This is a genomic window from Micromonospora sp. NPDC049044, assembly GCF_040649215.1.
Taxonomy (GTDB): domain Bacteria; phylum Actinomycetota; class Actinomycetes; order Mycobacteriales; family Micromonosporaceae; genus Micromonospora.
The window spans coordinates 30,580-54,912 of record NZ_JBEZFA010000037.1; the positions used below are offsets into that span (position 1 = coordinate 30,580).

Below are 24,333 nucleotides of genomic sequence, written 5' to 3' on the forward strand. Positions count from 1 at the left end.
GGGCGATAACCTCATGATCGACGAGGGTGGGCGGTTGGGTGGTTAGTGGGCGGCCCGCAGGGTGGCGTGCAGGTCCTGCAGGGGGCGTACCCGCATGTCGCCCCGGATGCGTGCCTCGATGCCCATGACCGCCGCCGCCGCGCCGGGGACCGTGGTGATGCACGGGATGTCGGCGGTGACGGCGGCGCTGCGGATCTCGTAGCCGTCGGAGCGGGCGCTGGCACCCGAACCCTGCGGCGTGTTGATGACAAGCGCCACCTGGCCGCCGCCGATCAACGACACCGCGTCGTCGCCCTCGCCCGCCTGGTAGTGCTTGCGGATCTGCTCACAGGCGATGCCGTGTCGACGCAGCACCTCGGCGGTGCCGGTGGTCGCCACGATCTCGAAACCGAGGTCGGCCAGCCGCTTGATCGGGAAGATCATGCCGCGCTTGTCCCGGTTCGCCACCGAGACGAAGATCTTCCCGGCGGTCGGCAGCGACCCGTACGCGGCCGACTGGCTCTTGGCGAAGGCGTGCCCGAAGTTGGTGTCGATGCCCATCACCTCGCCTGTCGACTTCATCTCCGGGCCGAGCAGCGAGTCGATCCCCTTGCCGGCGCGGGTCCGGAACCGCTTGAACGGCAGCACCGCCTCCTTGACCGCGACCGGCGCGTCGGCGGGCATCGTGCCGCCGTCCCCGGACGCGGGCAGCAGACCCTCGGCGCGCAGCTCGGCGATGCTCGCGCCGAGCGCGATCCGTGCCGCCGCCTTGGCCAGCGGCACCGCAGTCGCCTTGGAGACGAACGGCACGGTCCGCGACGCCCGCGGGTTGGCCTCCAGCACGTAGAGCACGTCGTCCTTGAGCGCGTACTGCACGTTCAGCAGGCCACGGACGCCGACGCCCCGGGCGATGGCCTCGGTGTAGCGGCGGACCTCGGCCAGGTGCGAACCCGCGAGGGTGATCGGCGGCAGCGCGCAGGACGAGTCGCCGGAGTGGATGCCGGCCTCCTCGATGTGCTCCATCACACCGCCGATGTAGACCTCGCCGTCGGCGTCACAGAGCGCGTCGACGTCGATCTCGATGGCGTCGTCGAGGAACCGGTCCACAAGCACCGGGTGATCCGGGGAGATGTCGGTGGCCCGGCCGATGTAGTCACGCAGCGTCGGGTCGTCGTAGACGATCTCCATGCCCCGCCCGCCCAGCACGTACGAGGGCCGGACCAGCACCGGGTAGCCGATCTCGTCGGCGATCGTCTTGGCCTCGTCGTAGGACGTGGCCATGCCGTGCGCCGGCGCGCGCAGCCCGGCCCGGGCCAGCACCGCGCCGAACGCGCCCCGCTCCTCGGCCAGGTGGATCGACTCCGGGGAGGTGCCGACGATCGGCACGCCCGCGTTCTTGAGCCGCTGCGCCAGCCCCAGCGGGGTCTGACCGCCGAGCTGCACGACCACCCCGACCACACCCGGCCCGCCGGCCGCCCGGCCGGACGAGTCCTCCGCGTGCCAGACCTCCAGCACGTCCTCGAAGGTCAGCGGCTCGAAGTAGAGCCGGTCGGCGGTGTCGTAGTCGGTGGAGACCGTCTCCGGGTTGCAGTTGACCATGACGGTCTCGTAGCCGGCCGAGCGCAACGCCTGGACGGCGTGCACGCAGGAGTAGTCGAACTCGATGCCCTGGCCGATCCGGTTCGGGCCGGAGCCCAGGATCAGCACCTTCGGCCGGTCCGACGGCACGACCTCGGTCTCCAGGTCGTACGTCGAGTAGTGGTACGGAGTCGTCGCCTCGAACTCGGCAGCGCAGGTGTCCACCGTCTTGTAGACCGGCCGCACGTCGAGGCGGTGCCGCAGGGTCCGTACCCCGTCCTCGGCGGCCAACTCCGGGCGCAACGCGGCGAGCTGCCGATCGGACAGGCCGGCCCGCTTGGCCTGGCGCAGCAGCTCGGCGTCGAGCACCGGCGCGTCGACGATCTCCGCGCGCAGCTCGATCAACGCGGCGATCTGGTCCAGGAACCACGGGTCGATCCCGCCGGACGCCTCGGCGACCTCGGCGATCGACGCGCCGAGGCGCAGTGCCCGCTCGACGGTGTAGAGCCGACCGTCGTGCGGGATCCGCAACGCGGCGAGAGTGTCGGCGAGGGTCACGCCGGCCGGATCGGGCACGGTCCAGAAACCAGAAGACTTGGTTTCCATCGAGCGCATCGCCTTGTTCAGCGCCTCGGTGAAGTTACGCCCGAGGCTCATCGCCTCGCCCACCGACTTCATCGTGGTGGTCAGCTCCGGGTCCGCGCCGGGGAACTTCTCGAACGCGAACCGGGGGATCTTCACCACCACGTAGTCCAGGGTCGGCTCGAACGCCGCAGGGGTCTTCAGGGTGATGTCGTTGGGGATCTCGTCGAGGGTGTAGCCGATGGCCAGCTTGGCGGCGATCTTCGCGATCGGGAAACCGGTCGCCTTGGACGCCAGCGCCGACGAGCGGGACACCCGGGGGTTCATCTCGATCACGACGATCCGGCCGTCGACCGGGTTGACAGCGAACTGGATGTTGCAGCCGCCGGTGTCCACCCCGACCTCGCGCAGCACGGCGATGCCCAGGTCACGCAGGCGCTGGTACTCCCGGTCGGTGAGCGTCATGGCCGGGGCCACAGTGACGCTGTCGCCGGTGTGCACACCCATCGGGTCGATGTTCTCGATCGAGCAGACCACCACCACGTTGTCGTGCCGGTCGCGCATCAGTTCGAGTTCGTACTCCTTCCAGCCGAGCACGCTCTCCTCGATGAGGACCTCGTGCACCGGGCTGGCGGCCAGGCCGTCGCCGGCGATGCGGGCCAGGTCCTCCGGTGTGTGCGCCATGCCGGAGCCCAGGCCACCCATTGTGAACGACGGCCGGATCACCACCGGCAGGCCCAGCTCGGCGACCGTCGCCTCGACCTCGTCCATCGAGTGGCAGACCCGGGAGCGGGGCACCAGGCCCGCCGGGTCCTCGACACCCAGACGTACGCCGGCCTTCGCCACGATCTCCTTGAACAGCTGCCGGTCCTCGCCCCGGTTGATGGCGTCGATGTTCGCGCCGATCAACTCCACGCCGTACTTCTCCAGGACGCCGGCCTCGTGCAGGGCGACGGCCGTGTTCAGCGCGGTCTGCCCGCCGAGCGTGGCCAGGATCGCGTCCGGGCGTTCCTTGGCGATGACCAGCTCGACGAACTCCGGGGTGATCGGCTCGACGTAGGTCGCGTCGGCGAACTCCGGGTCCGTCATGATCGTGGCCGGGTTGGAGTTGACCAGGCTGACCCGGATCCCCTCGCTGCGCAGCACCCGGCACGCCTGGGTGCCGGAGTAGTCGAACTCGCAGGCCTGCCCGATGACGATCGGGCCGGAGCCGATCACCAGGATGTGCTTGAGATCGGTCCGCTTAGGCATTGCTGCGCCCCTCGCTGTGGGTCCGACCCTCGATCAAGTCGGCGAATCGGTCGAAGAGGTAGTCCGCGTCGTGCGGGCCGGCCGCCGCCTCCGGGTGGTACTGGACGGTGAAGGCGGGCACGTCGATCGCCCGCAGCCCCTCGACCACGTTGTCATTGAGGCAGACGTGCGACACCCGAACGCCACCGAAGTCGGTGTCGATCACCTGGTCGGGGACCACCGCGCCCGACCCGGCGCCCGGCACCTGCACCGCGAAGCCGTGGTTGTGGCTTGTCACCTCCACCTTGCCGGTGGCCCGGTCGAGCACCGGCTGGTTGATCCCCCGGTGGCCGTAGCCCAGCTTGTAGGTGCCGAAGCCGAGCGCCCGCCCGAGGATCTGGCTGCCGAAGCAGATGCCGAACAGCGGGATCCGCCGGGTCAGCACCTCCCGGGCCAGCGCCACCGGCCCGTCGGCGGTCGCCGGGTCACCCGGGCCGGGCGAGAAGAAGACCGCGTCCGCGCCGGTGGCGAGCAGGTCCTCGATGCTCGATCCGGCCGGCAGGACGTGGGTGGTCACCCCGCGCGCGGCGAGCCGGCGCGGCACGTTGCGCTTGATGCCCAGGTCCAGTGCCGCCACTGTGAACCGGTGCTCGCCGAGAGCCTCCACGACGTACGGCTTGTCGGTGCTCACCTCGGCGGACAGGTCGGCGCCCACCATCTGTGGCGCCTGGCGGACCCGGGCCAGCAGGCTCTGCGGGTCGTTGTCGACGCTGGAGATGCCCACCCGCATGGCGCCCCGCTCGCGCAGGTGCCGGGTCAGCGCCCGGGTGTCCACCCCGCTGATGCCCACCACCCCCTCGGTGGCGAGGCGGTCCTCGAGACCGCCGGTGGCCCGCCAGTTCGACCCGATCCGCGCCGGGTCGCGCACCACGTAACCGGCGACCCAGATCCGGCCGGACTCGTCGTCCTCGCCGTTGACTCCGGTGTTGCCGATGTGCGGGGCGGTCTGCACCACCACCTGCCGGTGGTAGGACGGGTCGGTCAGCGTCTCCTGATAACCGGTCATGCCGGTGTTGAAGACCGCCTCGCCGAAGGTCTCCCCGACACTGCCGTACGCCTCACCGGGGAACGTGCGCCCGTCCTCGAGAACCAGGGTCGCGGGTCTGCGCTTGACCATTACTTGACAGCCTTTCCGTCCAGGACCGTCGGCTCGCCACGCAGGAAGGTCGCCACGATGCGACCCGGCAGCGTCATGCGGGCATACGGGGTGTTGCGACTGCGGCTGGCCAGCTCCGTCGGCTCGATGGTGCGGCGGGCGGCCGGGTCGATGAGTGTCAGGTTGGCCGGCACGCCGGGTGCCGGGTCGACGCCGTGCCCGGTCAACCCCGCGATCCGGGCGGGGGTACGCGACATCCGCTCGGCGATCAGGTCCCACTCGGGGCCGAACACGTCGAGCGCGATGGACAGGGCCGTCTCCAGGCCGAGCATGCCCGGCCGGGCGTACGCCCACTCGCACTCCTTGTCCTCCACGGCGTGCGGGGCGTGGTCGGTGGCGATCATGTCGATCACCCCGTCGGCGAGCGCGGCGCGCAGCGCGGCGATGTCCGTGGCCGTCCGCAACGGCGGGTTGACCTTGAAGACCGGGTCGTAGCTCTCGGCTCGCTCGTCGGTGAGCAGCAAGTGGTGCGGGGTGACCTCGGCGGTGACGCGTACCCCGCGCGCCTTGGCCTGGCGCAGCACCTCGACGCTGCCGGCGGTGGAGACGTGGCAGACGTGCAGTCGGCTGCCCACGTGCTCGGCGAGCAGCACGTCGCGGGCGATGATCGCCTCCTCGGCGACCGCCGGCCAGCCGATCAGACCGAGCCGGGTGGAGACCTCACCCTCGTGCATCTGGGCACCCTCGGTGAGCCGCGGCTCCTCGGCGTGCTGGGCGATGATCCCGTCGAACGCCTTGACGTACTCCAACGCCCGGCGCATCAGCTTGGGGTCGGCGACGCAGTGCCCGTCGTCGGAGAAGATCCGCACCCGGGCCGCGGAGTCCGCCATCGCGCCCAGCTCGGCCAGGCGCTCCCCGGCCAGCCCGACGGTGACCGCGCCGATCGGTTGCACGTCGACCAGACCGGCCTCGCGGCCGAGCCGCCAGACCTGCTCGACAACGCCGGCGGTGTCGGCGACCGGGGAGGTGTTGGCCATCGCGCAGACCGCCGTGTAGCCGCCCAGGGCCGCCGCGCGGGACCCGGACTCGACGGTCTCGGCGTCCTCCCGGCCGGGCTCGCGCAGGTGGGTGTGCAGGTCGACAAGGCCGGGCAGGGCGACCAGCCCGGTGCCGTCGACGGTTGTGGCGTCCGGCGCGGACAGGCCGGAGCCGACCTCGGCGACCAGGCCGTCGCGGATCAGCAGGTCGGTCGGCGCGCCGCCGACGACACTCACGCTGGTGATCAGGTACGCGGTCACCGGTTGTTCCCTCCGAGCAGCAGGTAAAGAACAGCCATCCGCACGGAGACCCCGTTGGTGACCTGTTCGACGATTGTGGAGCGGGGTGAGTCGGCGACCTCGGGAGTGATCTCCATCCCCCGGTTCATCGGGCCGGGGTGCATGACGATCGCGTGCTCGGGCAGCCGACGCATCCGCGGGCCGTCCAGCCCGTAGCGGCGGGCGTACTCGCGTGCGGAGGGGAAGTAGGAGTCGTTCATCCGTTCCCGCTGCACCCGCAACATCATCACCACGTCGACGTTCGGCAGCACGGAGTCGAGGTCGTAGGAGACGTCGGTGGCCGGGGCGAGGGCGCCGGCGATGTCGACGGGGATGAGGGTCGGCGGTCCGACCAGGGTGACCTTCGCGCCGAGGGTGGACAGCAGCAGCACGTTGGAGCGGGCGACCCGGGAGTGCAGCACGTCTCCGACCACCGCCACCGACAGCCCGGCGAGCCGGCCCAGCCGGGACCGCATGGTGTACGCGTCGAGCAGCGCCTGGGTGGGGTGCTCGTGGGTGCCGTCGCCGGCGTTGACGACCGACCCGTCGACCCAGTTGGCCAACCGGTGCGGCGCGCCCGAGGCGGGGTGCCGCACGACCACGGCGTCGGCGCCCATGGCCTGCAGGGTCAGCGCGGTGTCCTTCAGGCTCTCGCCCTTGGTGACGCTTGAGCCCTTCGCGGAAAAGTTGATCACGTCGGCACTGAGTCGCTTCGCCGCCGCCTCGAACGAGATCCGGGTGCGGGTGGAGTCCTCGTAGAAGAGGTTCACCACGGTCCGGCCGCGCAGCGCGGGCAGTTTCTTGATCTCCCGGCCGGCGACGGTGGCCATCTCGGCGGCGGTGTCCAGGATCTCGGTGGCGGTGTCGGCGTCCAGGTCCGCGCCGGAGAGCAGATGCTTGATCACGAGTTGGGTCCCCCGTAGAGCTTTACCTCGTCCGTCCCGTCGGTCTCGGCGAACGTCACCTTCACGCTCTCGGCGAGCGAGGTCGGGATGTTCTTGCCGACGTAGTCGGCGCGGATCGGCAACTCGCGGTGGCCCCTGTCGACCAGGACGGCGAGCTGCACCGACGCCGGGCGGCCCACGTCGTTGAGGGCGTCGAGCGCGGCCCGGACGGTGCGGCCGGAGAAGAGCACGTCGTCGACGAGGATGACCCGCTTGCCGTCGATCCCGCCCGCCGGCAACTCGGTCGGCCCGACCGCGCGGGTGGCGTGCCGCCGCAGGTCGTCGCGGTACAGAGTGATGTCGAGCACACCCACGCCGACGGCGACGTCCTCGAAGGTGCTGATCCGGGCGGCGAGCCGGCGGGCGAGGGGCGTCCCCCGGGTCGGAATGCCCAGCAGCACCGTGTTGGCGGCGCCCTGGGTCTTTTCCAGGATCTGGTGGGCGATGCGGTCGACCACGCGCTGCACGTCGGCGCTGGCGAGGATCACCTTTACCGAGGGTTGTCGCGGTGGTGAAGAGCGGGCAGCCGGTGGGTATGCCACGGCGGACCTCCTTCCCCGCCTCACGGGACGGGTCGTTAAAGGATGTCGGGCACCTCCGGCCGGACCGCGCAGCGGACCTGACCGGGGCTTCACGCCACGTTACCAGTGGTCACCGGGCCGATGGACGGCGGCCGCTGACCATCGGATCAGGACCAGGAAATGGGGATAACTTCCCGGACGCTCCCCAACGGTCGGGTCCCGACCACTTGACCAGGTGTCGCATTCCCCGTACCGTCACGCTCCGTAGCGATCGACGGGAGAACCCCGAGCAGCACTGGGAGTGTCCGAATGCCCTCTGAATACGCCAAGTCTCTGGGCGCCCGCCTGCGCTCCATCCGCCAGCAGCAGGGTCTTTCCCTGCAGGGTGTGGAGGAGAAGTCGAATGGGCGGTGGAAGGCCGTGGTGGTCGGCTCGTACGAGCGCGGCGACCGGGCCGTGACGGTGTCCCGTCTGGCCGAGTTGGCCGAGTTCTACCGGGTCCCCGTTTCGGAGCTGCTGCCTGACGGCAGTGGTGTCCGGCACGAGCCCACCAGCAAGATCGTTCTGGACCTGGAGCGGCTCTACGACGAGGCCTCCGAGGACCTGGCCTACGTCGCCCGCTACGCCCGCGCCATCCAGCAGCAGCGTGGTGACTACAACGGCCGGGTGCTCTCGATCCGCGCCGACGACCTGCGGGCGCTCGCGATCGTCTACGACGCCTCGCCGTCGGGTTTGATCGAGCGTCTCACCGAGCACGGTGTGCTGGTGGCCGACCCGCGGGCGTTCTTCGCCTCCTGAGCTGTCGCTGTACCGAAAGGGCCCGTGCCACCTGGCACGGGCCCTTTCCGGTTACGGCGTGCGGTGCTGCGCCGTTCAGCGGGTGGCGTACTCGGCGATCCGGCCGAGCACCCCGTTGAGGAAGCGCGGCGAATCGTCAGTGGACATCTGCCGGGCCAGCTCCACGGCCTCACTGATCGCCACCGCGTCGTCGATCTCGTCGACGTAGAGCAGCTCGTAGACGGCGATCCGGGCCAGATTCCGGTCGACGACCGGCATCCGTTCAAGCGTCCAACCCTCGGCATAGCTGGCGATCAGCTCGTCGATCCGATTGAGGTGCTCGGCAACCCCCTCGACCAGGCTCACCGCGTAGCCGAGGTGCTCCGGTCGGGGCTGCTCGATCCGCTGCACGTAGCCGGCCAGCACCTCCACCGGAGGCTTGTCCCGCAGGTCAGCCTCGTAGAGGACATCCAGCGCCCGCTTGCGCGCCTTGCGGCGCGCCGGCATCTGCTGCTTGGCACCCTCAGCCATCAGGCGCGGCCGAGGTAACGGCCGTCGCGGGTGTCGACCTTGATCTTCTCACCGGTGGTGATGAACAGCGGCACCGGCACTGTGGCACCGGTCTCCACGGTCGCCGGCTTGGTGCCGCCGGTCGAGCGGTCGCCCTGCAGGCCGGGCTCGGTGTAGGTGACCTCCAGCACGACGCTCGTGGGCAGCTCGATGTAGAGCGGCACACCCTCGTGCTGGGCGACGGTCGCCTCCGCCTCGGGCAGCAGGTAGTTGGCTGCCTCGCCGACGGTGCCGCCGGGCACGGTGATCTGGTCGAACGTCTCCAGATCCATGAAGACGAAGTCCTCACCGTCGGCGTACAGGTATTGCATCGTGCGCTTGTCAACGGTCGCGGTTTCGACCTTGGTGCCCGCGTTGAAGGTCTTGTCGACCACCTTCCCGGACAGCACGTTCTTCAGCGTGGTGCGCACGAAGGCACCACCCTTACCGGGCTTGACGTGCTGGAACTCGACGACAGCCCAGAGCTCGCCGTCCAGGTTGAGTACCAGGCCGTTTTTGAGGTCGTTGGTGGAGGCCATTTCCTGCCTTGATCATCAATTGGCGGACAGACCTGACGAGTCTACTAGCTGCGCCAAGACCTGCCGACTGCCGTACGTGGGCGGGGGTCGACCAGCGGCCATCGACGCCCACGGAGGTAACACACAGTGACCCGCTGGAGGGGTGTCGACTCCACCGTTCGGACCCGTTGCGCTGCGTCGACCCGCCCACCGGTGACCCAGCGTGCCGGCCGGCCAGCCGCCCCAACCCGATGCGACACACAAAGTCGCAGCTCACAGCGCTATCGCACCGGACAGAGCAGGGCAAAGGGGCGAAGCGGGCAGGCACTCCGCCACCGGGCGCAGGGCGCCGGGTCACCTGCCAACGGAAAACGTTAACGCTCACAATCGGTGATTTGTCACAGCCGGCCGGAATGGGCGGGCCGGAAGCCGGTGGTCAGCCGCCCCGGGCGGCCAGGTGATGCAGAGCGAGGCGATAGCCGTCGATGCCGAGGCCGCAGATCACCCCGGTCGCCACCGCGGACACCACCGAATGGTGCCGGAACTGCTCCCGGGCGTGGATGTTCGACAGGTGCACCTCCACCAACGGCGCCCGCAACATGGCGCACGCGTCGCGCACCGCGTACGAGTAGTGCGACCAGGCAGCCGGGTTGAGCACCACCGCGGCCGCCTCGTCGGCGGCGGCGTGCAGCCAGCCGAGCAGTTCGTGCTCGGCGTCGGTCTGCCGGACCGTCACGTCCAGCCCCAGCTCCCGGCCGGTGGCCGCGCAGAGCTCCACCAGATCGGCGTAGGTGGTCGCGCCGTACACCTCGGGCTCCCGGGTGCCCAGCCGGCCCAGGTTCGGCCCGTTGAGGACGTACACCCTCACGAGGCGGACACCTCCCGGTACGCGGCCTCCAGCAACGCGTCGTCCGGGCCCTCCAACATCGCCGGTCGGGCCAGCCCGTCGAGCACCACGAAGCGCAGCCGACTGCCCCGGGTCTTCTTGTCGACCCGCATCGCGGCCAACAACTGCGGCCAGGCGTCGGCCGGGTAGCTCACCGGCAGGCCGAGCGCGCTCACCGTGGCCCGGTGCCGGTCGGCTGTCGGCGCGTCCAGCCGGCCGGCGAGCCGGGCCAGCGTGGCCGCGTAGACCAGGCCGACCGCGACGGCGTGGCCGTGCCGCCAGCGGTAGCCCTCGTTCTGCTCGATGGCGTGGGCCAGGGTGTGACCGTAGTTGAGCACCTCCCGCACACCAGACTCGCGCAGGTCACCGGTGACCACGTCGGCCTTGACCCGGATCGCCCGCTCGATCAGCTCCCGCGTCACCGGCCCGCCCGCGTCGGTGGCGGCCACCGGATCACGCTCGACCAGGTCCAGAATCACCGGATCGGCGATGAACCCGCACTTGACCACCTCGGCGAGCCCGGCCGCCAGGTCGACAGCGGGCAGGCTGTCCAGGGTGGTCAGGTCGGCGAGCACCCCGACCGGCGGGTGGAACGCGCCCACCAGGTTCTTGCCGGCCGCCGTGTTGATGCCCGTCTTGCCGCCCACCGCCGCGTCCACCATGCCCAGCAGCGAGGTCGCCACCGGCACCCAGCGCACCCCGCGCAACCAGCAGGCCGCGACGAAGCCGGCCAGGTCGGTCACCGCGCCGCCGCCCACCCCGACCACCGCGTCGGTGCGGGTGAAGCCGGCCGCGCCGAGCCGGTCCCAGCAGCCGGCCGCCACCTCGATCTGCTTGCCCGACTCGGCGTCCGGCACCTCGATCAGCAGCGGCTCGATGCCGGCGGCGCGCAGCCGCTCGCCGAGCGCGTCCGACAGGGTCTTGAGCGGGGGCGCGTGCAGCACCGCCGCCCGGCTCGCGCCGGGCAGCAGGCCGGGCAACGCGCCCTGCAGGTCACGTCCCACCAACACGTCGTACGGCCGCTCGCCGCCGACCGGAATCCGGGTCACCTCGTCCATCGCCGGCAGCCTAGTCCAGCGGGCCACGCGGCGCGGGCGTCCGTCCACCTGCTGGCCGGGCCGCCCAGTCGGCGAGCAGGCGGGCGTGCTCGGCCACCGCGGCGCGCAGCGCCTCCGGGTGCCGCACCGTGAACGGGCAGCCCAGACCGGCGAGCAGCGCGGCCATCCCGGGCAGGCTCTCCGCCCGGGCCTTCAGCAGCACTCCCGCGGCGGTGACGGTCAGCTCGGCCACGCTGGGCGGGATGCGGCGCCGGGCCGTGTCCAGGTCGGTCTCCAGGAGCACCTCGACCTCGTGCGGGTAGGGCACGCCGGCAAGCGACCGGGTCACCCGGGCCACCGGGTCGAAACCCGCCGGGACGGTGAACGTCGCAGTGCCGGGCAACACCGCGCCGACGCGGTCCAGCCGGAACGTGCGGACCTCCCCGCGCCGGTGGTCGTGGCCCGTCACGTACCACCGGCCGGAGTGGAAGACCAGGCCGTACGGGTCGAGCTCCCGGTGGGACCGCTCGCCCCGCCAGGAGCGGTAGTCCAGGGCCACCCGTTGCCGGTGGCGGGCCGCCGCGGCCAGGGCGAGCAGGGTGCCCGACGCCGGCCGCAGCTCCGGCTCGGGACGTCGCAGCGTGAAACCGAGGTGCTCCTGCACGGCCGCGAGCCGGTCGGCGAGCGCCGCCGGCAGCACCCGACGGATCTTCGCGAGGGCCGTGGCCGTGGCGGGCTGCTCGGTGGCCAGCCCGACGCGCTCCGCGACGACCAAACCGAGCAGCACGGCCACCGCCTCGTCGTCGGTGAGCATCAGCGGCGGCAACTTGTAGCCGGGGTGCAGCCGGTAGCCGCCGTTTCGCCCCCGGTCCGCGGTGACCGGGATGCCCAGCTCGACGAGGGTGGCCGCGTATCGGCGCACGGTCCGTTCGTCGACGCCGAGCCGCTCGGCCAGCTCGGCGGCGGTCGCGCGGTGCCGGGCCTGGAGCAGCTCCAGCAGGGCCAGCACCCGGCCGGCGGGATGTGTCACGGACCACTCCTCGAAACCGGGCGGATTCTGTCCGGATTCGATCGTACGTTCTTCCGGTAACCGAGAGAAGGAGCGACAGATGGCAACGTACGTGCTGGTACCGGGGTTCTGGTTGGGCGCCTGGGCGTGGCGGGAGGTGACCGGGACCCTGCGGGCGCAGGGCCACGACGTCTACCCGATGACGCTCACCGGGTTGGCCGAACGCGACCACCTGGCCGGGCCGCAGGTGAGCCTGGAGACGCACACCACGGACATCGTCCGGCTCATCGAGGTGGAGGACCTGCGCGACGTACTGCTGGTCGGGCATTCCGGCGGCGGCATGCCGGTCGCCCAGGTGGCGGACCGCATCCCGGACCGGATCGCCCGGGTGATCTACGTGGAGAGCGGGCCGCTACCCGACGGCACCGCGCAGTTCGACACCGTGCCGCCGGAGGAGCAGCGGCGACTGCGGGTCGCGATCGGCGACGGCCACCTGTTGCCGCCGCCGGCCTGGGATCCGCTCGCCGACCCGGTGAACCTCGCCGGGCTGGACGAGCCGACGCTGGCCCTGCTGCGGACCCGGGCCACCGCCCAGCCCCTGCGGACCGCCACCGACCCGGTACGTCGCACCGGCGGGCGGCAGGTGCCGACGGCGCTGGTGGCCAGCACCTTTCCGCTCGACGTGGTGCGGGACATGATCGACCAGCGGCACCCGTTCTTCACCGGGCTGGCCGACGGACAACTGCACGAGGTGCCCACCGGGCACTGGCCGATGCTCAGCGAGCCGAAGGCGCTTGCCGACGTCCTCGGCCTGATCGCCCGCGGCTGAGCGGCCGGGACCGCCGCGACCGGGCCGGTCAGCTCTGTAACAGGGCGGCGACCTCGGCGACGACCGCCGCCGGGGTCTTACCGTCGGTGGTCACCGTCGCCGTGGCGACCTCGCGGTAAAGCGGCCGGCGCTGGTCCATCAGGTGTTTCAGGGTGGCGCGCGGGTTGATCGCCAGCAGCGGCCGGCCGGCGCCCAACCCGACCCGCTTCACCGCGTCCGGCAGCTCCACCGAGAGGTGCACCACCCGGTGCCCGATCAACGCGGCCCGCGTCTCCTCGGCCAACACCGCGCCGCCGCCGAGCGCGAGCACACCCGTGCCGCCAGCCAGCGCCGCCGCCACCGCAGCCCGTTCCAGGGTACGGAAGTGCGCCTCACCCTCGTCGACGAAGATCTCCGGAATCGGCTTGCCGGCCATCTGCTCGATGTCGATGTCGGTGTCGCGGAACTCCACACCGAGGGTGGCGGCGAGCGCCCGGCCGACCGTGGTCTTGCCGCAGCCGGGCACGCCGACCAGCACGACGACAGGTGCCATCAGCGGATCACCAGCGCGTCGAGGTAGCCGGCCAGGTTGCGGCGGATCTCGGCGATCGAGTCCCCGCCGAACTTCTCGGTCGCCGCCTCGGCGAGCACCAGCGCCACCATCGCCTCGGCGACCACCGCCGCGGCGGGCACCGCGCAGACGTCGGAGCGCTGGTTGATCGCGGTGGCCGGCTCGCCGGTGGTGATGTCCACGGTGGCCAGCGCCCGGTTCAGCGAGGAGATCGGCTTCATCGCGGCACGGACCCGCAACGGCTCGCCGGTGGTGATGCCGCCCTCCAGCCCGCCGGCCCGGTCGGTGACCCGGCGGACCCCGGTCGCCGACGGAATGATCTCGTCGTGCGCCTCCGAGCCCCGGGATCGGGCCTGCTGCCAGCCGTCGCCGATCTCCACGCCCTTGATCGCCTGGATGGACATCAACGCGGTCGCCAGCCGGGCGTCGAGTTTGCGATCCCACTGCACGTGGCTGCCCAACCCCGGCGGCACCCCGTACGCCAGCACCTCGACCACACCCCCGAGGGTGTCGGCGGCCTTCTTCGCCGCGTCGACCTCGGCGACCATCAGCGCGCTGGCCTCCGGGTCGAGGCAGCGCAGCGGGTCGGCGTCGATCCGGGCAGCGTCGGACGGCACCGGACGCAGCCCGGGCTTCGCGGCCACCGGGCCCAGCTCGACGACGTGCGAGACGATCTCGATGCCGAGTGCCTGCCGGATCAACGCCTTGGCGACGGTGCCGACGGCCACCCGGGCGGCGGTCTCCCGGGCGCTGGCGCGTTCCAGGATCGGCCGGGCGTCGGTGTGGCCGTACTTCTGCATGCCGGCCAGGTCGGCGTGGCCCGGCCGCGGACGGGTGAGCGGGGCGTTGCGGGCCTGCCGGGCCAGCTCGTCGGGGTCGACCGGGTCGGCGGCCATCACTGTCTGCCACTTCGGCCACTCGGAGTTGCCCACCCGGATCGCCACCGGGCTGCCCAGCGTGACGCCGTGCCGCAGCCCGCCGAGCAGCTCGACCTCGTCTCGCTCGAACGCCATCCGGGCACCCCGACCGTAGCCCAGCCGTCGACGGGCCAGCTCGTCGGCGATCTCGGTGGTGGTCACCTCAATGCCGGCCGGCACCCCCTCCAGCATCGCGACGAGGGCGGGACCGTGCGATTCACCTGCAGTCAACCAACGCAACACGGCGGTCAGTCTGTCACGGCGTGCCACCGACCCGGCACGCTGCCCGCCGCGTCCCGCCCTGCGGACGCCGGCGCCCGCTCGGGCGGGCACCGGCGGCAGGTCAGATCCCCCGACCGCGCTTGTGCAGGGTGCGCAGCACCGCGTCGGCCCGCACCACCCGACCGGCGACGGCGAGGGCCAGGTAGGCGCGCGGCTCGCGGGGATTGCTGCGCAGGGTGCGCCGGGCCCACCGCAGCGCACCCCGGCGGTTGCCGGCGGCGGCCTGGGCGAACGCGATCTGACCGGCGACCCGGGCCGCACCGGCCGGCTGGCCGGCGAACTCGGGGTAGCGCCGCAGCAGCCACTGCAGCGCCTCGGAGATGGTGTCCCAGCGCTGCGAGAAGTACGAGCGCTTGTGCCAGCGCACCAGCACCGAGGGCGTCCGCAGATTGATCAGCGGCGCGCTGCGTGCCGCCCGCAGCAGGAACTCGTAGTCCTCCGCGTAGCTGCCCGGGATCTCCTCGTCGACCAGCCCGAACCCGTCGCGCAGCGCGCTGGCACGGATCAGGAAGGTCGACGGGTGCAGCTCGGTCAACCGGTCGCGCAGCAGGTCGTCCAGGCTGATCCGGTCCTGGTCCAGCACCCGGTCGACGGTGTGCCCGTCATAACTGACCCGGATGCCGCAGCAGACGAACTCGGCCCCCGGGTCGGCGGCCAGCGCGTCGACCTGCACGGCCAGCTTGCCGGGCAGCCACTCGTCGTCGTCGTCGCAGAACGCGACAAGCTCACCCGTGCCGGCGAGGGTGCCGCTGTTGCGGGCCCCGGCCAGCCCCGGGGTACGGCTGTTGCCGATCACCCGCACCGCCCGGGTCGGGCCGCTGCCCAGCTCGGTGAGCGACTCGTCCGGCACGGACTGGTCGAACACCACCACTACCTCGATCGGGCCCGGGTAGTCCTGCGCGAGGATCGCGCGGACCGCGGAGCGCAGCAGCTCGGGGCGGTCCCGGGTGGGTACCACGACGCTGACGCTGGGCTGGTGGGTCATCGGATCTCCTTCGCACCCGGGCGCGGCCGGGACCAGGCCCGCCGCGGTGGGCGCGGGGTCGAGCGGGCCACCAGGTCGTCGACGATCCGCCCGACCCGGGCCACCGCCGCCCGTTGTGCCTGGTGCGCCTGCGGGTCGTGGGCCACCGCGTACCGGGACGGGTCGGCCAACCCGGCGGCCAACGCGCCGTGCAGCGCCTCCCGGGTCTCGCAGAGCGCGACCAGGCCGGCGGCGCCGAGCCGGCGGGCGAACAGCAACTGGTGGTCGTCGACGTGCTCACCACGGGCCGGGTCACGGGGCACCACGATGGGCAGGTGGCCGTGCCGGCGGGCCTCCAGAATGGTGGCCGGGCCGCCGTGGCAGACCACCAGGTCGGCCTCGCCCATTGCCTGTTGCAGCGCGTCGTGGCCGAGGAAGGGCACCGCGCCGGGCAGCTGCGGAGCCCGGGTGTGCCCGTGCTGCACCGTCAGCCCGACCTGGTCGGCGGCCTGCGCGTGCCACTGCGCCAACCAGTCGACGAGCCGGTCGAAGGGGTGTTTGTCGGTGCCGACCGCGACCAGCAGGCCGAGGTGACCTGTCGAGCTGTCGCGCTGGCGCGGCAGCCGGGGCTGCTCGCCGGTCGACCCGGGTTGCGGACGCCGGGCGGTGCCGGCCTCCCCCGTCACAGCAGCGTCCCGACGACGGTGGCCTCCGGGTACTGCCGGCGCTGCTCGTCCCACTGCACGAGCATCGCGGACAGAAACGGCCGGCAGAGCCGGGCGGTCATCGTCGGGGTGTCGATCCGGTCGTACACCTCGATGTAGACGGTCGGGATGCGCCACAGCCGGGCCAGCACCACGAACGGCACCGCCACCCCGGCGCCGGTGGTGACCACCGCCGCGACCCGCCGGGACCGCAGCACCCGCCAGGCCAGCAACGCGTTGCGCAGCAGGTTCGGGATGTTGCGGGTGGTCGGGTGGTGCGCCGGCACCAGGTCCTCGCCGGTCAGCAGGGACACCGCCTCGGGGGTGTCGAAGGTGACCCAGCAGCGCCGCCACCGTTCGTACCAGGGCCGCAGGGCGAGTAGTTGGGCCAGATGGCCGCCGCTGGAGCCGACCAGCAGAAGCACTGGCGCGGCATCGTCGTCGTTCTTCGTGTCCACGCGACTCCCCACAAGTTCGCTTGGAATTCCAGTTCACGCCACGCAGAAGCAGATCACACGTTCTCCGGTCGTTGAATAGCGCAACCGGACGAGCATCGATCTCTGCCCCCGGCGCTCGGACGCGTCGGACGTCCGAGGCCCATCGATCGTTATCACCACCTGCGATTTTGTCGTCACTCTTCGGCGTACCCGACGTCGTGATTCCGCCGGATCAGCCGCTATGTCTTTTCTCGATGACGTCCAAGAGTGCGGGATGCAGCGCGGGGTTCCAGCCCGCGCCCGCATCGGCCAGCCGCCAGGTCCGCAACCACATCTCCACCAGGTACGCGTCGGCGACCAGCCGGCGTTGTGACGCGCCGAGCCCGAGTCGGTCGCCGTGCCGGTCCAGGTACGCGTCGACTGCCGACGCCGCGACGGCGGCCGTCTCGCCCCGCAGCACCAGGGCCCGCTGGAACGCGTCGTGCGCCAGGTCGAACCCGACCGGCACGTCCGCCGCACTGTGCTCCCAGTCCCAGGCGACCAGCCGGCCGTCGTGCCGGCCGAGGTTCCAGGGCACCCAGTCACCGTGCCAGTGGCCGAACTCGACACTCGTGTCGCCGTGCCGGCGAGCCAGCGCGGCGACCGCGGCGACCGCCCGCGCGCCGCTCTCCTCGGCCGCGGCGGCCCGCTCGGCCTGCCCGGCCAGGCGGGTCAGGAACGTCGACCCGGCCAGTGCCCGGGGCGGGGACGGCGGGCCGCCCCGCCGGGCGACAGCGAGCAGCGCCGCGATCCGGGGCGGGTCGTCGACCGGCACCCCGCGTACCGCGGGTGGCAGTGGCTCGATCACCGCGACCACCTGGCCCGCCCACGCCGTCTCGGCGAGCAGCCGCGGCGGTGTCGGGTGGTCGGCGACACCTGTCACCGCCCGCAGCGCCCGCAGCGCCGCCGCCTCAGCTGTGACAAGCGCCCGGGTCGCGTCGTTCCAGCCGATCTTCGCGTAGCCGTACGGCCGACCGTCGACGGTGAAGAGTTGCAGGGTGGGCTTGCCGTTCGGGTCGGGCGGTCGGACCCCGCACGCGGCCAGCAGCGGCGTGCCGCCCAGCTCGGCCGCGAGCCGCTCGGCAAGCAGCAACTCCGCCGCCGTCGCACCGACGGGCACCGACACTGTCAACGTCGGAAAGGGCGCGAGCCCCACCGCACCGAGCCGGGCCAGCCCGCCGAGCACCGCCCGCAGCGCGCGCACCTTCGGCGGTCGTAACGCGTTGTACGCCAACAGCGACGCCGCCCCGGCCCGCGGAGCGCCCAACGGCACCAGGAACCGGGCCCGGGCGACCGACGGCACCACCGCGTACCGGGCCACCGCCCGGTGTCCGGCTGGTGCGCCGCCGCCCACTGTCAGGTTCACCCGCTCATCCGGGAAGACCGCCCGGCTCACCCAGCCCAGACCGTCCACCCGGGCCCGGGGGTCGGTGCTCGGGCCCACCCGCGTCGTCACGCCGGCCGGTCCGCCCAGTCGAGGTCCAGCCCGAGCCGCTCACGCAACGCGTCGTTGTGCGGCCGGTAGTAGTCGGTCAACTCGGCGCGCAGCGCCGGCTCCAGCGGGGCCGAGCGTCGGTCGTTGTAGACCTTGAAGTCGGGCAGGTCGTACGCCGGCAGCCCGAGGAAGTCCAGGGTGCGCCGATAGGTCGCCCGGGAGTCGCGGTAGAGATCCTCGCTGGGCAGGAAGAGGATCTGCTGCCTGTCGAAAAGCGCCAACCACGGCTCCAGGTGCTCCAGGTAGCGCCCCCGCGCCCGGTACGTGTACCAGTCGTACGCCTCGCTGAACGACTCCGGCTCGGCGATCAGCCGCTCCCGCTCCCCCGCCGTGCGCTCCGGCTCGGCGGCCAGCGCGGCGGCGAAGTCCAGCGGCTCGATGCCGTGCGTGCGGCGCTCCTTCCAGTGCGAGTACGCCCGCTCCACCGGATCCCGCAGGAGCACGATCAGCTTCACTCCGGGCAGCAGCGCGGCGACCCGCTGCGCGGCGAGCGGGTGGAACATGTACAGCGGGGCGGCCTCGCCGACCCGGACCGGCCCGCCGTGCCGCTTCGACAGGGCATCGCGGTGGCGCTGGGTCGGGAAGTGCGAGCGGTACCACGCCTCGCCGCGCCCCCAGTGCTCCTCGAAGTAGTGCGCCGACTTCGTGTTCCACGCCGGAAAGAGGCGGGGCACGAGCGGATGCTGGATGAGGTAGTTCCACAGGGAGGTGGTGCCGCCCCGTTTCGTGCCGATGATCAAGAAGTCCGGCAGGGGCCGCCGGTCACTCGTGCGGACCCCGTAGTCCACAAGGGACTCCTTGACCCGGACTGTCACCTGGGTCGGGACCAACTGCTTGACCCGGTCACGGATGGACGCCACGACGGACCTCACCTGCCTCTCGTCGATGCCGGGCCGGGGTCGGCGGCCACCGCCGCGCTGTCCCGTCCACGGAGCTGCCTCATGGTCTCCCGGACGCCGGCGCGCACCCGGGCCAACGTCAACATGCCGACGCAGCCGGCCAGCAGCACGGCCAACGCCACCGTCAGGCCGGGCAGGCCGCGCCCGCCCGCCAGCACACCGGCTCCGGCCGCCACCCCCACAGTTGCGGCGGTGGCCGCCGCGGCACGCACCGTCGCGCCGTCGAACAGCGGTTCCCGGACCACCGACCGGGCGAACCCGGCGGCGGTGAGGTTCTCGGTGGCGATGCCGGCGGCCCACGCCACCGCCGCCCCGGTGGCGCCGTGCCCGGGGATCAGCCACAGGCCCAGTGACACGGTCACCGTCAGGCCGGCCAGGGTGGCCACCAGGTGCAGCCCGCTGCGCCCGCCCATCAGCAGCAGGCTCTGCACGTTGCCCACCCCGGTGTTGACGAGCATCGCCAGCGCGAGCACCGTCATCGCCGGCACCCCGGCGGTGAACTCCGGCCCGAACAGTTGCAGGAAGGCCAACGCGAAGACCGCAAGGAGGAGGTACACCGGCCAGGACAACACCAGCCCCCAGACGGTCAACTGCCTGTGCACGGCCGCCGCCGCGGCCCGCTCGCCGCGCCCGAGCAGCCGGGACAACTGCGGTGACACCGCCACCCGCAACCCCTGCATGGCGAGCTGGCCGGCCAGCACGTACCTGCCGACCGCGCCGAACACGCCGGCGTCGGTCGGCCCGGCCAGCACGGAGGTGAGCAGCACACCCACCCACATGCTGCCCGCGTCGATCGCCGCCGACGCGGCCCGGGGCAGCGCGAAGCGCCAGAACGTCGACCAGTCGTCGCGGTGGGGTCGAAGCGCCGCGCCCCGGCCCACCCCGAGCGGACCGGCCACCAGGACGAGACAGACCAGCAGCGCCACCGCCGCCGGCACCAACCAGCCGGCCATGCCGGCGACCAGGCCGCCGCCGGCCAGCGCGGCGGCGCCGACAAGCACCGGCCGGGCCACCGGCAGCAGAAGGAACTGCACCCCGACGTACGCCCGGATGGGCCGTACGCAGCGCAACGCGGCCAGCAGGAGGGTCATCGCGACCACCACCGGCACGGCGGCGAAGGTGACAGTGAGCAGCGCGTGACCGCTCGCGCCAGAGCCGCGCAGCAGCCGGGGCGCGAGCGCGTCGGCGGCCAGCACACCGGCCACGGCGACCAGGAGCCCGGCCAGCAGCGGCGGGATCAACGCCACCGGGAGCACCCGGGCCGCGTCGCCGCGCACGCCGGCAGCGCGGCGGGGCAGCGCCCACATCAGACCCGTCTCCGCGCCGAGCGTGCAGACCGCGGTGGCCACGGTGACCACCCCGATCGCCGCGAAGAACGCGCCCGCGCCGGCCGTGCCGTACCCCCGGGTTATCACCACGGCCAGCACGAAGCCGAACAGTCCGCTGGTGGCCGCGCCGAGCAGCCCGGCCACGCCGCTACGCGCGCTGCGTCGGGTCTCGGTCGAGCCCGCGTCCGCGACGACGGCCGGCTGGTCCGCACCGGCGGACACCGGCGTCGGATGCTCCGGGCCGGTCGGTGGTCGGGTCGCGGCGGTCATACCGGCACCGCCGGTGCCGGCGCGGCGGGCCGTGGCCAGCCAGCCGCCCGGGTCGACCCGACCCGGCGTTCCCGTTCGGTGAGCGCCATCGCGAAGCCGACAGCGAAGAACGCGACAGCGAGATTCTGGTTGGCCATGCCGTAGAAGGGGACCTGCACCAGACAGACCACCGGCACCACCGCCAGCCACTGCCCGGCCGCCGAGGTCGCCCGCGCGCAGATCACCGCGGCGGCGACGAACCAGCCGAGGAAACAGCCGAGCGCTGGTACGCCGTGACTGAACAGCACCATCCAGAGCTGCCCCTGGGTGCCGATCGGCGCGTCCGCCGACACGGTGTCGACGTTCACCGGCGCGCCGTAGCCCAACCACGGCGACTCCTGCACCCGGCGGATCACCTCGGTGTAGAGCGAGAGTCGGTCGGTGTTGGTGTCGCTCGACTCGACCCGGTTGTTGATCAGCTCGGTGATCGGGATGAACAACGTGGCCAACGCCCCGATCACCACCACCCCGACGATTGACGCGGCCACCCGGACGTTGCCCCGCAGACTGGCCCGCACCCCGAGCACCGCCAGCCCGGCGCCGAGGCTGAGGAACATCGCCCGGTTGAGCGTGAGGAACGCCGGAGCGAGCGACAACGGCAACGACGCGAGCAGGGCCCAGCGCAGGACACCTTTCCGGCGCAGCATCGTGAAGGCCACCACGCAGGGCAGCGTCATGGCGTACGCGCTGCCGTAGTTGTTCGTGTACGCGAACGGCGCGGCCGGCCGGTAGATCGGGTTGAGCGATCGGGTGCTGTATTCCGCTGTGGTCAGGTGCACCATGTCCTGGATGAACGGAGTGCCGGCCACCCCGCCGGGCAGCAGCACCTCCATCGGGGTGGCCAGCGCCAGCCGGGGCATCAGCACCCCGAGCCAGCCGAGTGCCACCAGCCCGAACCAGAACGCGCAGAGCGGGCTGAGCACCGCCACCAGGTTCGCGCGTTCCCGGGCGGCGACGTAGACGTAGACGCCGACCACGAGCGCGGTCAGGTAGAACGCCAGGCGCAACGCGAACGTCAGCAGTGAGGCCGGCGATGCCAACTGGGTGGCGCTGACCACCACGATGGCGAGGAACAGCAGCCAGATCCTGGCCGCCGGTGGCAGTGGCACCCGACCCCGGGTGAGCAGCAACGCGAACAGCAACGCACCCAGCAGCGGCCAACCGAGGTAGAACGCGCCGAGCAGCCACCAGAGTGGCACCAGGCCGAACATCAGTGACAGCGGCCAGAGCGGCAGCCGGGGCGGCGGGGGCGCGGGCACCGCGCCGTCGCCGACGGGGGCGCCGCCGGGCGGTGGGTGGGTCGCCGGGGCGCGGGTGACCGACACGCTCAGGCCCGGCCGTTGCGGGTGAGCACGAAGCCCAGCGGGGTGACGCCGGCGGCGCGCAGGCGCTCCACCAGGCGTCGTAGGTCGCTCTGCCGGGTGCGGTCGCGCTCCACGACCACCACCGCGCTGCCCTGCCGGGCGACGGCGACGCCCCGCTCGTCGGACTCGGCGGGTGGGGCGTTGAACAGCACCAGACCGTGATCCGCGCCCTGCCGCCAGGTGCCGAACCGGACGCTGCCCACCCCGACGCTCACCTCGTCCGGGTCGACGACCCGCCCGTTCTCCGGACGGGCGGACGACACCCGGGGCAGCGTCAGGGTGGCGTCCGCCTCGGCGGCCGGGCGGGCGCCGGGCGGATGCGGGGAGGGCCGGCGGGGGGCCGGGGCTTCGGCGGCCGGCGGGCTACCGGCCGGGCGGGGCTTGGGCACCAGCGGTCGGGCCGGGTCGATGGGCAGCCGTCCCCGGTCGGCGAGCACCGTGGCGCGCAGCCGTTCGGTGCGCCCGCTGTCGTCGGCGACGAAGACGTCGCGGCCGTCGGCGGCGAAGGCCACCGCGAGCCCCGCGGTGAGCGCGGTGGCGTCCTCCCGGGCGCTGAGCAGCGCCACCCGGGCGGGCTGGCGGACCCGCTCGGCGACCGCCATCGCCACGTACCTGATGTCGGCGTCGACAGCCCGGGGGCTGCCCCGAAACGCCGGCCGACGTACGGTGCCGAGCAGCGGCAGACCGGTGGCGTCCCGACCGTCGGCGACCGAGCGGACCCGCCGGTCGGTCGACTCCCAGGCGTAGGCGAGCACGATGCCGATCAGCGCGCCACCGAGCAGGCCGGCCACCAGGTAGAGCGGCCGGTGCCCGGCGGAGGTGACAAGCGACTTCTCCGCGGTCTGGGTCACCCAGCCGGGGTTGACGTCGACCGCGGCGATCTCGGTACGCGCGGCGTTGAGCTGGGTGAGCTGGTTGTTGATGCCGGCCAACTCGGCGACCACCGCGTTGCCGGCGGCGGGGTCCTTGGTGGTGACGGCCCGCTTCTGCAGCGCGGCCTGCTGGGCCGCGACCTTGGTGATGCTGGTGTCGTAGGAGCGCAGCATCTCGGCGCGCTGCTGTTCGTACATGGTGCGTCGCACGTCCAGGTAGGTCTGGGCGGCCAGGTTGGCGCCCTGCACCGCCCGGGGCGCAGTGCCCGCCTGGTAGGTGAAGCGCAGGATCTGTCCGCCGGTGGGCACCTCGACCTCGAGCGCGGCGCGGACGTCGCGCGGGCGCCCGCCGGTAGCGGTGGCGAGCCGCTGCACCACCTCGGTGCCGGTGGCGATGCCGCTCTCCACGTTCATGTTGACCGCCCGGTCGGCGCCCGCGCCGCTGGGGGTGAACGCGTCGGTCACCACCGGCCGGACCGCCACCACTGCGTTGGCGGTAAGCGCCGCCGGCACCAGCAGCACGTAACCGAGCGCGGCGAGTAGACCGACCAGTGCCGCCGCGCCGACCAGCCGCAGCCGGTGCATGGGCACCCGCAGCAGGTCGGTCAGGGTCACCGCGCCGGGCGTCGCGGCGGGCGGGCCGTCGGTGGTCCAGGAGCCGGAAGTCGCATCAGTCATGGAACTTCTTCACCGCCTGTTGAGGATTGCCGACGACCACGACGCCGGGTGGGACGTCCGTGCGGACCACAGTGGCCGCACCCACGACGCTGTCCCGGCCGACCCGGACGCCCTTCAACACCAGGGCGTGCGCGCCGACCCACACGTTGTCCTCAAGGACGATCGGGGCACGGGTGGCCGGGCCGGGCGGGGCGTGTCGGTGCGCGGGCGGCAGGTTGTGGAAGTCGTTGTCCAGAAGTTCACAATCCGACAGCAGGCACCGGTCCCCCACCGTGACCGACGTCCAGGTGCCGATCCAGGTGGCGTTGAGCAGACAGTCGGCGCCGACGCGCACCTCGCCGGGGCCCGCGAAGCGGACCAACTTGTTGATCCGGGTGCGGTCGCCGATGGTCACCCGCACGCCCCGGCGCAGCCGGACCCGGCCCCGGATCTCCACGTCCCGGCCGAGCGTCAGCCGCCGGTAGCGGAGCCGGTACCACCCACGTTTGACCGCGAAGACCAGACGCACCGCGCGTCTCGTACGCATGCCAGCGGCGCCGAGCAACGAGCCTCCCCCACGTCACGGGGTCGGCGGCGGTGTGCCC

At 72.5% G+C, this 24,333-nt stretch carries 23 protein-coding genes; 2 read left to right on the top strand and 21 right to left on the bottom strand.

The window, feature by feature from the left end:
* Positions 1 to 42: 42 nt before the first annotated feature.
* Genes carB through pyrR form a run of 5 tightly spaced genes read right to left on the bottom strand, consistent with a single transcriptional unit; the run spans position 43 to position 7,327 of the window.
* Entirely contained in the window at positions 43 to 3,390 is a 3,348-nt protein-coding gene (gene carB, locus AB0B85_RS26055; protein WP_357411597.1) for a carbamoyl-phosphate synthase large subunit, read from the bottom strand.
* On the bottom strand, positions 3,383 to 4,546 hold the full coding sequence (gene carA / locus AB0B85_RS26060; protein WP_357411598.1) for a glutamine-hydrolyzing carbamoyl-phosphate synthase small subunit: 1,164 nt from the start codon (positions 4,544 to 4,546) through the stop codon (positions 3,383 to 3,385). Before carA ends, carB begins: the two co-directional genes overlap by 8 nt.
* The gene (locus tag AB0B85_RS26065) at positions 4,546 to 5,823 is read right to left on the bottom strand and encodes a dihydroorotase (RefSeq protein WP_357411599.1); all 1,278 of its coding nucleotides are present in this window, start codon (positions 5,821 to 5,823) and stop codon (positions 4,546 to 4,548) included. Before AB0B85_RS26065 ends, carA begins: the two co-directional genes overlap by 1 nt.
* The gene (locus AB0B85_RS26070; RefSeq protein WP_357254827.1) at positions 5,820 to 6,746 is read right to left on the bottom strand and encodes an aspartate carbamoyltransferase catalytic subunit; all 927 of its coding nucleotides are present in this window, start codon (positions 6,744 to 6,746) and stop codon (positions 5,820 to 5,822) included. Before AB0B85_RS26070 ends, AB0B85_RS26065 begins: the two co-directional genes overlap by 4 nt.
* Positions 6,743 to 7,327, bottom strand: coding sequence for a bifunctional pyr operon transcriptional regulator/uracil phosphoribosyltransferase PyrR (gene pyrR / locus AB0B85_RS26075; RefSeq protein ID WP_357411600.1), 585 nt, complete (start codon positions 7,325 to 7,327; stop codon positions 6,743 to 6,745). Before pyrR ends, AB0B85_RS26070 begins: the two co-directional genes overlap by 4 nt.
* 288 nt (positions 7,328 to 7,615) lie before the next feature.
* On the opposite strand from pyrR, the gene AB0B85_RS26080 reads away from it, so the two are divergent.
* Complete coding sequence (locus AB0B85_RS26080) at positions 7,616 to 8,104, top strand: transcriptional regulator (RefSeq protein WP_007458348.1); 489 nt, start codon at positions 7,616 to 7,618, stop codon at positions 8,102 to 8,104.
* A gap of 75 nt (positions 8,105 to 8,179) precedes the next feature.
* On the opposite strand, the gene nusB is transcribed toward AB0B85_RS26080, so the two are convergent.
* The 5 genes from nusB to AB0B85_RS26105 form a co-directional block, all read right to left on the bottom strand.
* Positions 8,180 to 8,590 carry a transcription antitermination factor NusB gene (nusB, locus tag AB0B85_RS26085; RefSeq protein WP_203176905.1) on the bottom strand — a complete coding sequence of 137 codons (411 nt, stop codon included), beginning with the start codon at positions 8,588 to 8,590 and terminating at the stop codon, positions 8,180 to 8,182.
* A gap of 23 nt (positions 8,591 to 8,613) precedes the next feature.
* A complete protein-coding gene (efp, locus tag AB0B85_RS26090; protein WP_007458344.1) occupies positions 8,614 to 9,171 on the bottom strand; it encodes an elongation factor P in 558 nt (185 codons plus the stop codon).
* Between the two features lie 415 nt (positions 9,172 to 9,586).
* Entirely contained in the window at positions 9,587 to 10,018 is a 432-nt protein-coding gene (gene aroQ / locus AB0B85_RS26095; RefSeq protein WP_357411601.1) for a type II 3-dehydroquinate dehydratase, read from the bottom strand.
* Positions 10,015 to 11,094: a 3-dehydroquinate synthase gene (gene aroB, locus AB0B85_RS26100; RefSeq protein WP_357411602.1), complete on the bottom strand. Its 1,080-nt coding sequence runs from the start codon at positions 11,092 to 11,094 to the stop codon at positions 10,015 to 10,017. Before aroB ends, aroQ begins: the two co-directional genes overlap by 4 nt.
* 10 nt (positions 11,095 to 11,104) lie before the next feature.
* The gene (locus AB0B85_RS26105; RefSeq protein WP_357411603.1) at positions 11,105 to 12,103 is read right to left on the bottom strand and encodes a YafY family protein; all 999 of its coding nucleotides are present in this window, start codon (positions 12,101 to 12,103) and stop codon (positions 11,105 to 11,107) included.
* A gap of 79 nt (positions 12,104 to 12,182) precedes the next feature.
* On the opposite strand from AB0B85_RS26105, the gene AB0B85_RS26110 reads away from it, so the two are divergent.
* Complete coding sequence (locus AB0B85_RS26110; protein WP_357411604.1) at positions 12,183 to 12,911, top strand: alpha/beta hydrolase; 729 nt, start codon at positions 12,183 to 12,185, stop codon at positions 12,909 to 12,911.
* Positions 12,912 to 12,939: 28 nt separating this feature from the next.
* Here the strand turns inward: AB0B85_RS26110 and AB0B85_RS26115 are convergent, their stop codons facing one another.
* The 11 genes from AB0B85_RS26115 to AB0B85_RS26165 all read right to left on the bottom strand — a co-directional run bounded on the left by AB0B85_RS26115 (position 12,940) and on the right by AB0B85_RS26165 (position 24,275).
* Complete coding sequence (locus tag AB0B85_RS26115) at positions 12,940 to 13,443, bottom strand: shikimate kinase (protein ID WP_357411605.1); 504 nt, start codon at positions 13,441 to 13,443, stop codon at positions 12,940 to 12,942.
* On the bottom strand, positions 13,443 to 14,621 hold the full coding sequence (gene aroC, locus AB0B85_RS26120; protein ID WP_357411606.1) for a chorismate synthase: 1,179 nt from the start codon (positions 14,619 to 14,621) through the stop codon (positions 13,443 to 13,445). Before aroC ends, AB0B85_RS26115 begins: the two co-directional genes overlap by 1 nt.
* Positions 14,622 to 14,721: 100 nt before the next feature.
* The gene (locus AB0B85_RS26125; RefSeq protein WP_357411607.1) at positions 14,722 to 15,645 is read right to left on the bottom strand and encodes a glycosyltransferase family A protein; all 924 of its coding nucleotides are present in this window, start codon (positions 15,643 to 15,645) and stop codon (positions 14,722 to 14,724) included.
* Positions 15,642 to 16,310 carry a glycosyltransferase gene (locus AB0B85_RS26130; RefSeq protein ID WP_357411608.1) on the bottom strand — a complete coding sequence of 223 codons (669 nt, stop codon included), beginning with the start codon at positions 16,308 to 16,310 and terminating at the stop codon, positions 15,642 to 15,644. Before AB0B85_RS26130 ends, AB0B85_RS26125 begins: the two co-directional genes overlap by 4 nt.
* Complete coding sequence (locus AB0B85_RS26135) at positions 16,307 to 16,786, bottom strand: UDP-N-acetylglucosamine--LPS N-acetylglucosamine transferase (RefSeq protein ID WP_357411609.1); 480 nt, start codon at positions 16,784 to 16,786, stop codon at positions 16,307 to 16,309. Before AB0B85_RS26135 ends, AB0B85_RS26130 begins: the two co-directional genes overlap by 4 nt.
* Positions 16,787 to 16,997: 211 nt before the next feature.
* Positions 16,998 to 18,260 (bottom strand): hypothetical protein, encoded by a 1,263-nt coding sequence (locus AB0B85_RS26140; protein WP_357411610.1) that lies wholly within the window; start codon positions 18,258 to 18,260, stop codon positions 16,998 to 17,000.
* Positions 18,257 to 19,159 (bottom strand): sulfotransferase domain-containing protein, encoded by a 903-nt coding sequence (locus tag AB0B85_RS26145; RefSeq protein ID WP_357411623.1) that lies wholly within the window; start codon positions 19,157 to 19,159, stop codon positions 18,257 to 18,259. The genes AB0B85_RS26140 and AB0B85_RS26145 overlap by 4 nt, the downstream gene beginning before the upstream one ends.
* A gap of 8 nt (positions 19,160 to 19,167) precedes the next feature.
* The gene (locus AB0B85_RS26150; protein WP_357411611.1) at positions 19,168 to 20,796 is read right to left on the bottom strand and encodes a lipopolysaccharide biosynthesis protein; all 1,629 of its coding nucleotides are present in this window, start codon (positions 20,794 to 20,796) and stop codon (positions 19,168 to 19,170) included.
* Entirely contained in the window at positions 20,793 to 22,094 is a 1,302-nt protein-coding gene (locus AB0B85_RS26155) for an O-antigen ligase family protein (protein WP_357411624.1), read from the bottom strand. The genes AB0B85_RS26150 and AB0B85_RS26155 overlap by 4 nt, the downstream gene beginning before the upstream one ends.
* Positions 22,095 to 22,162: 68 nt before the next feature.
* Positions 22,163 to 23,749, bottom strand: coding sequence for a lipopolysaccharide biosynthesis protein (locus tag AB0B85_RS26160; RefSeq protein ID WP_357411612.1), 1,587 nt, complete (start codon positions 23,747 to 23,749; stop codon positions 22,163 to 22,165).
* Positions 23,742 to 24,275, bottom strand: a complete 534-nt coding sequence (locus tag AB0B85_RS26165) for a DapH/DapD/GlmU-related protein (protein WP_357411613.1) — start codon at positions 24,273 to 24,275, stop codon at positions 23,742 to 23,744. The genes AB0B85_RS26160 and AB0B85_RS26165 overlap by 8 nt, the downstream gene beginning before the upstream one ends.
* Positions 24,276 to 24,333 lie beyond the last annotated feature (58 nt).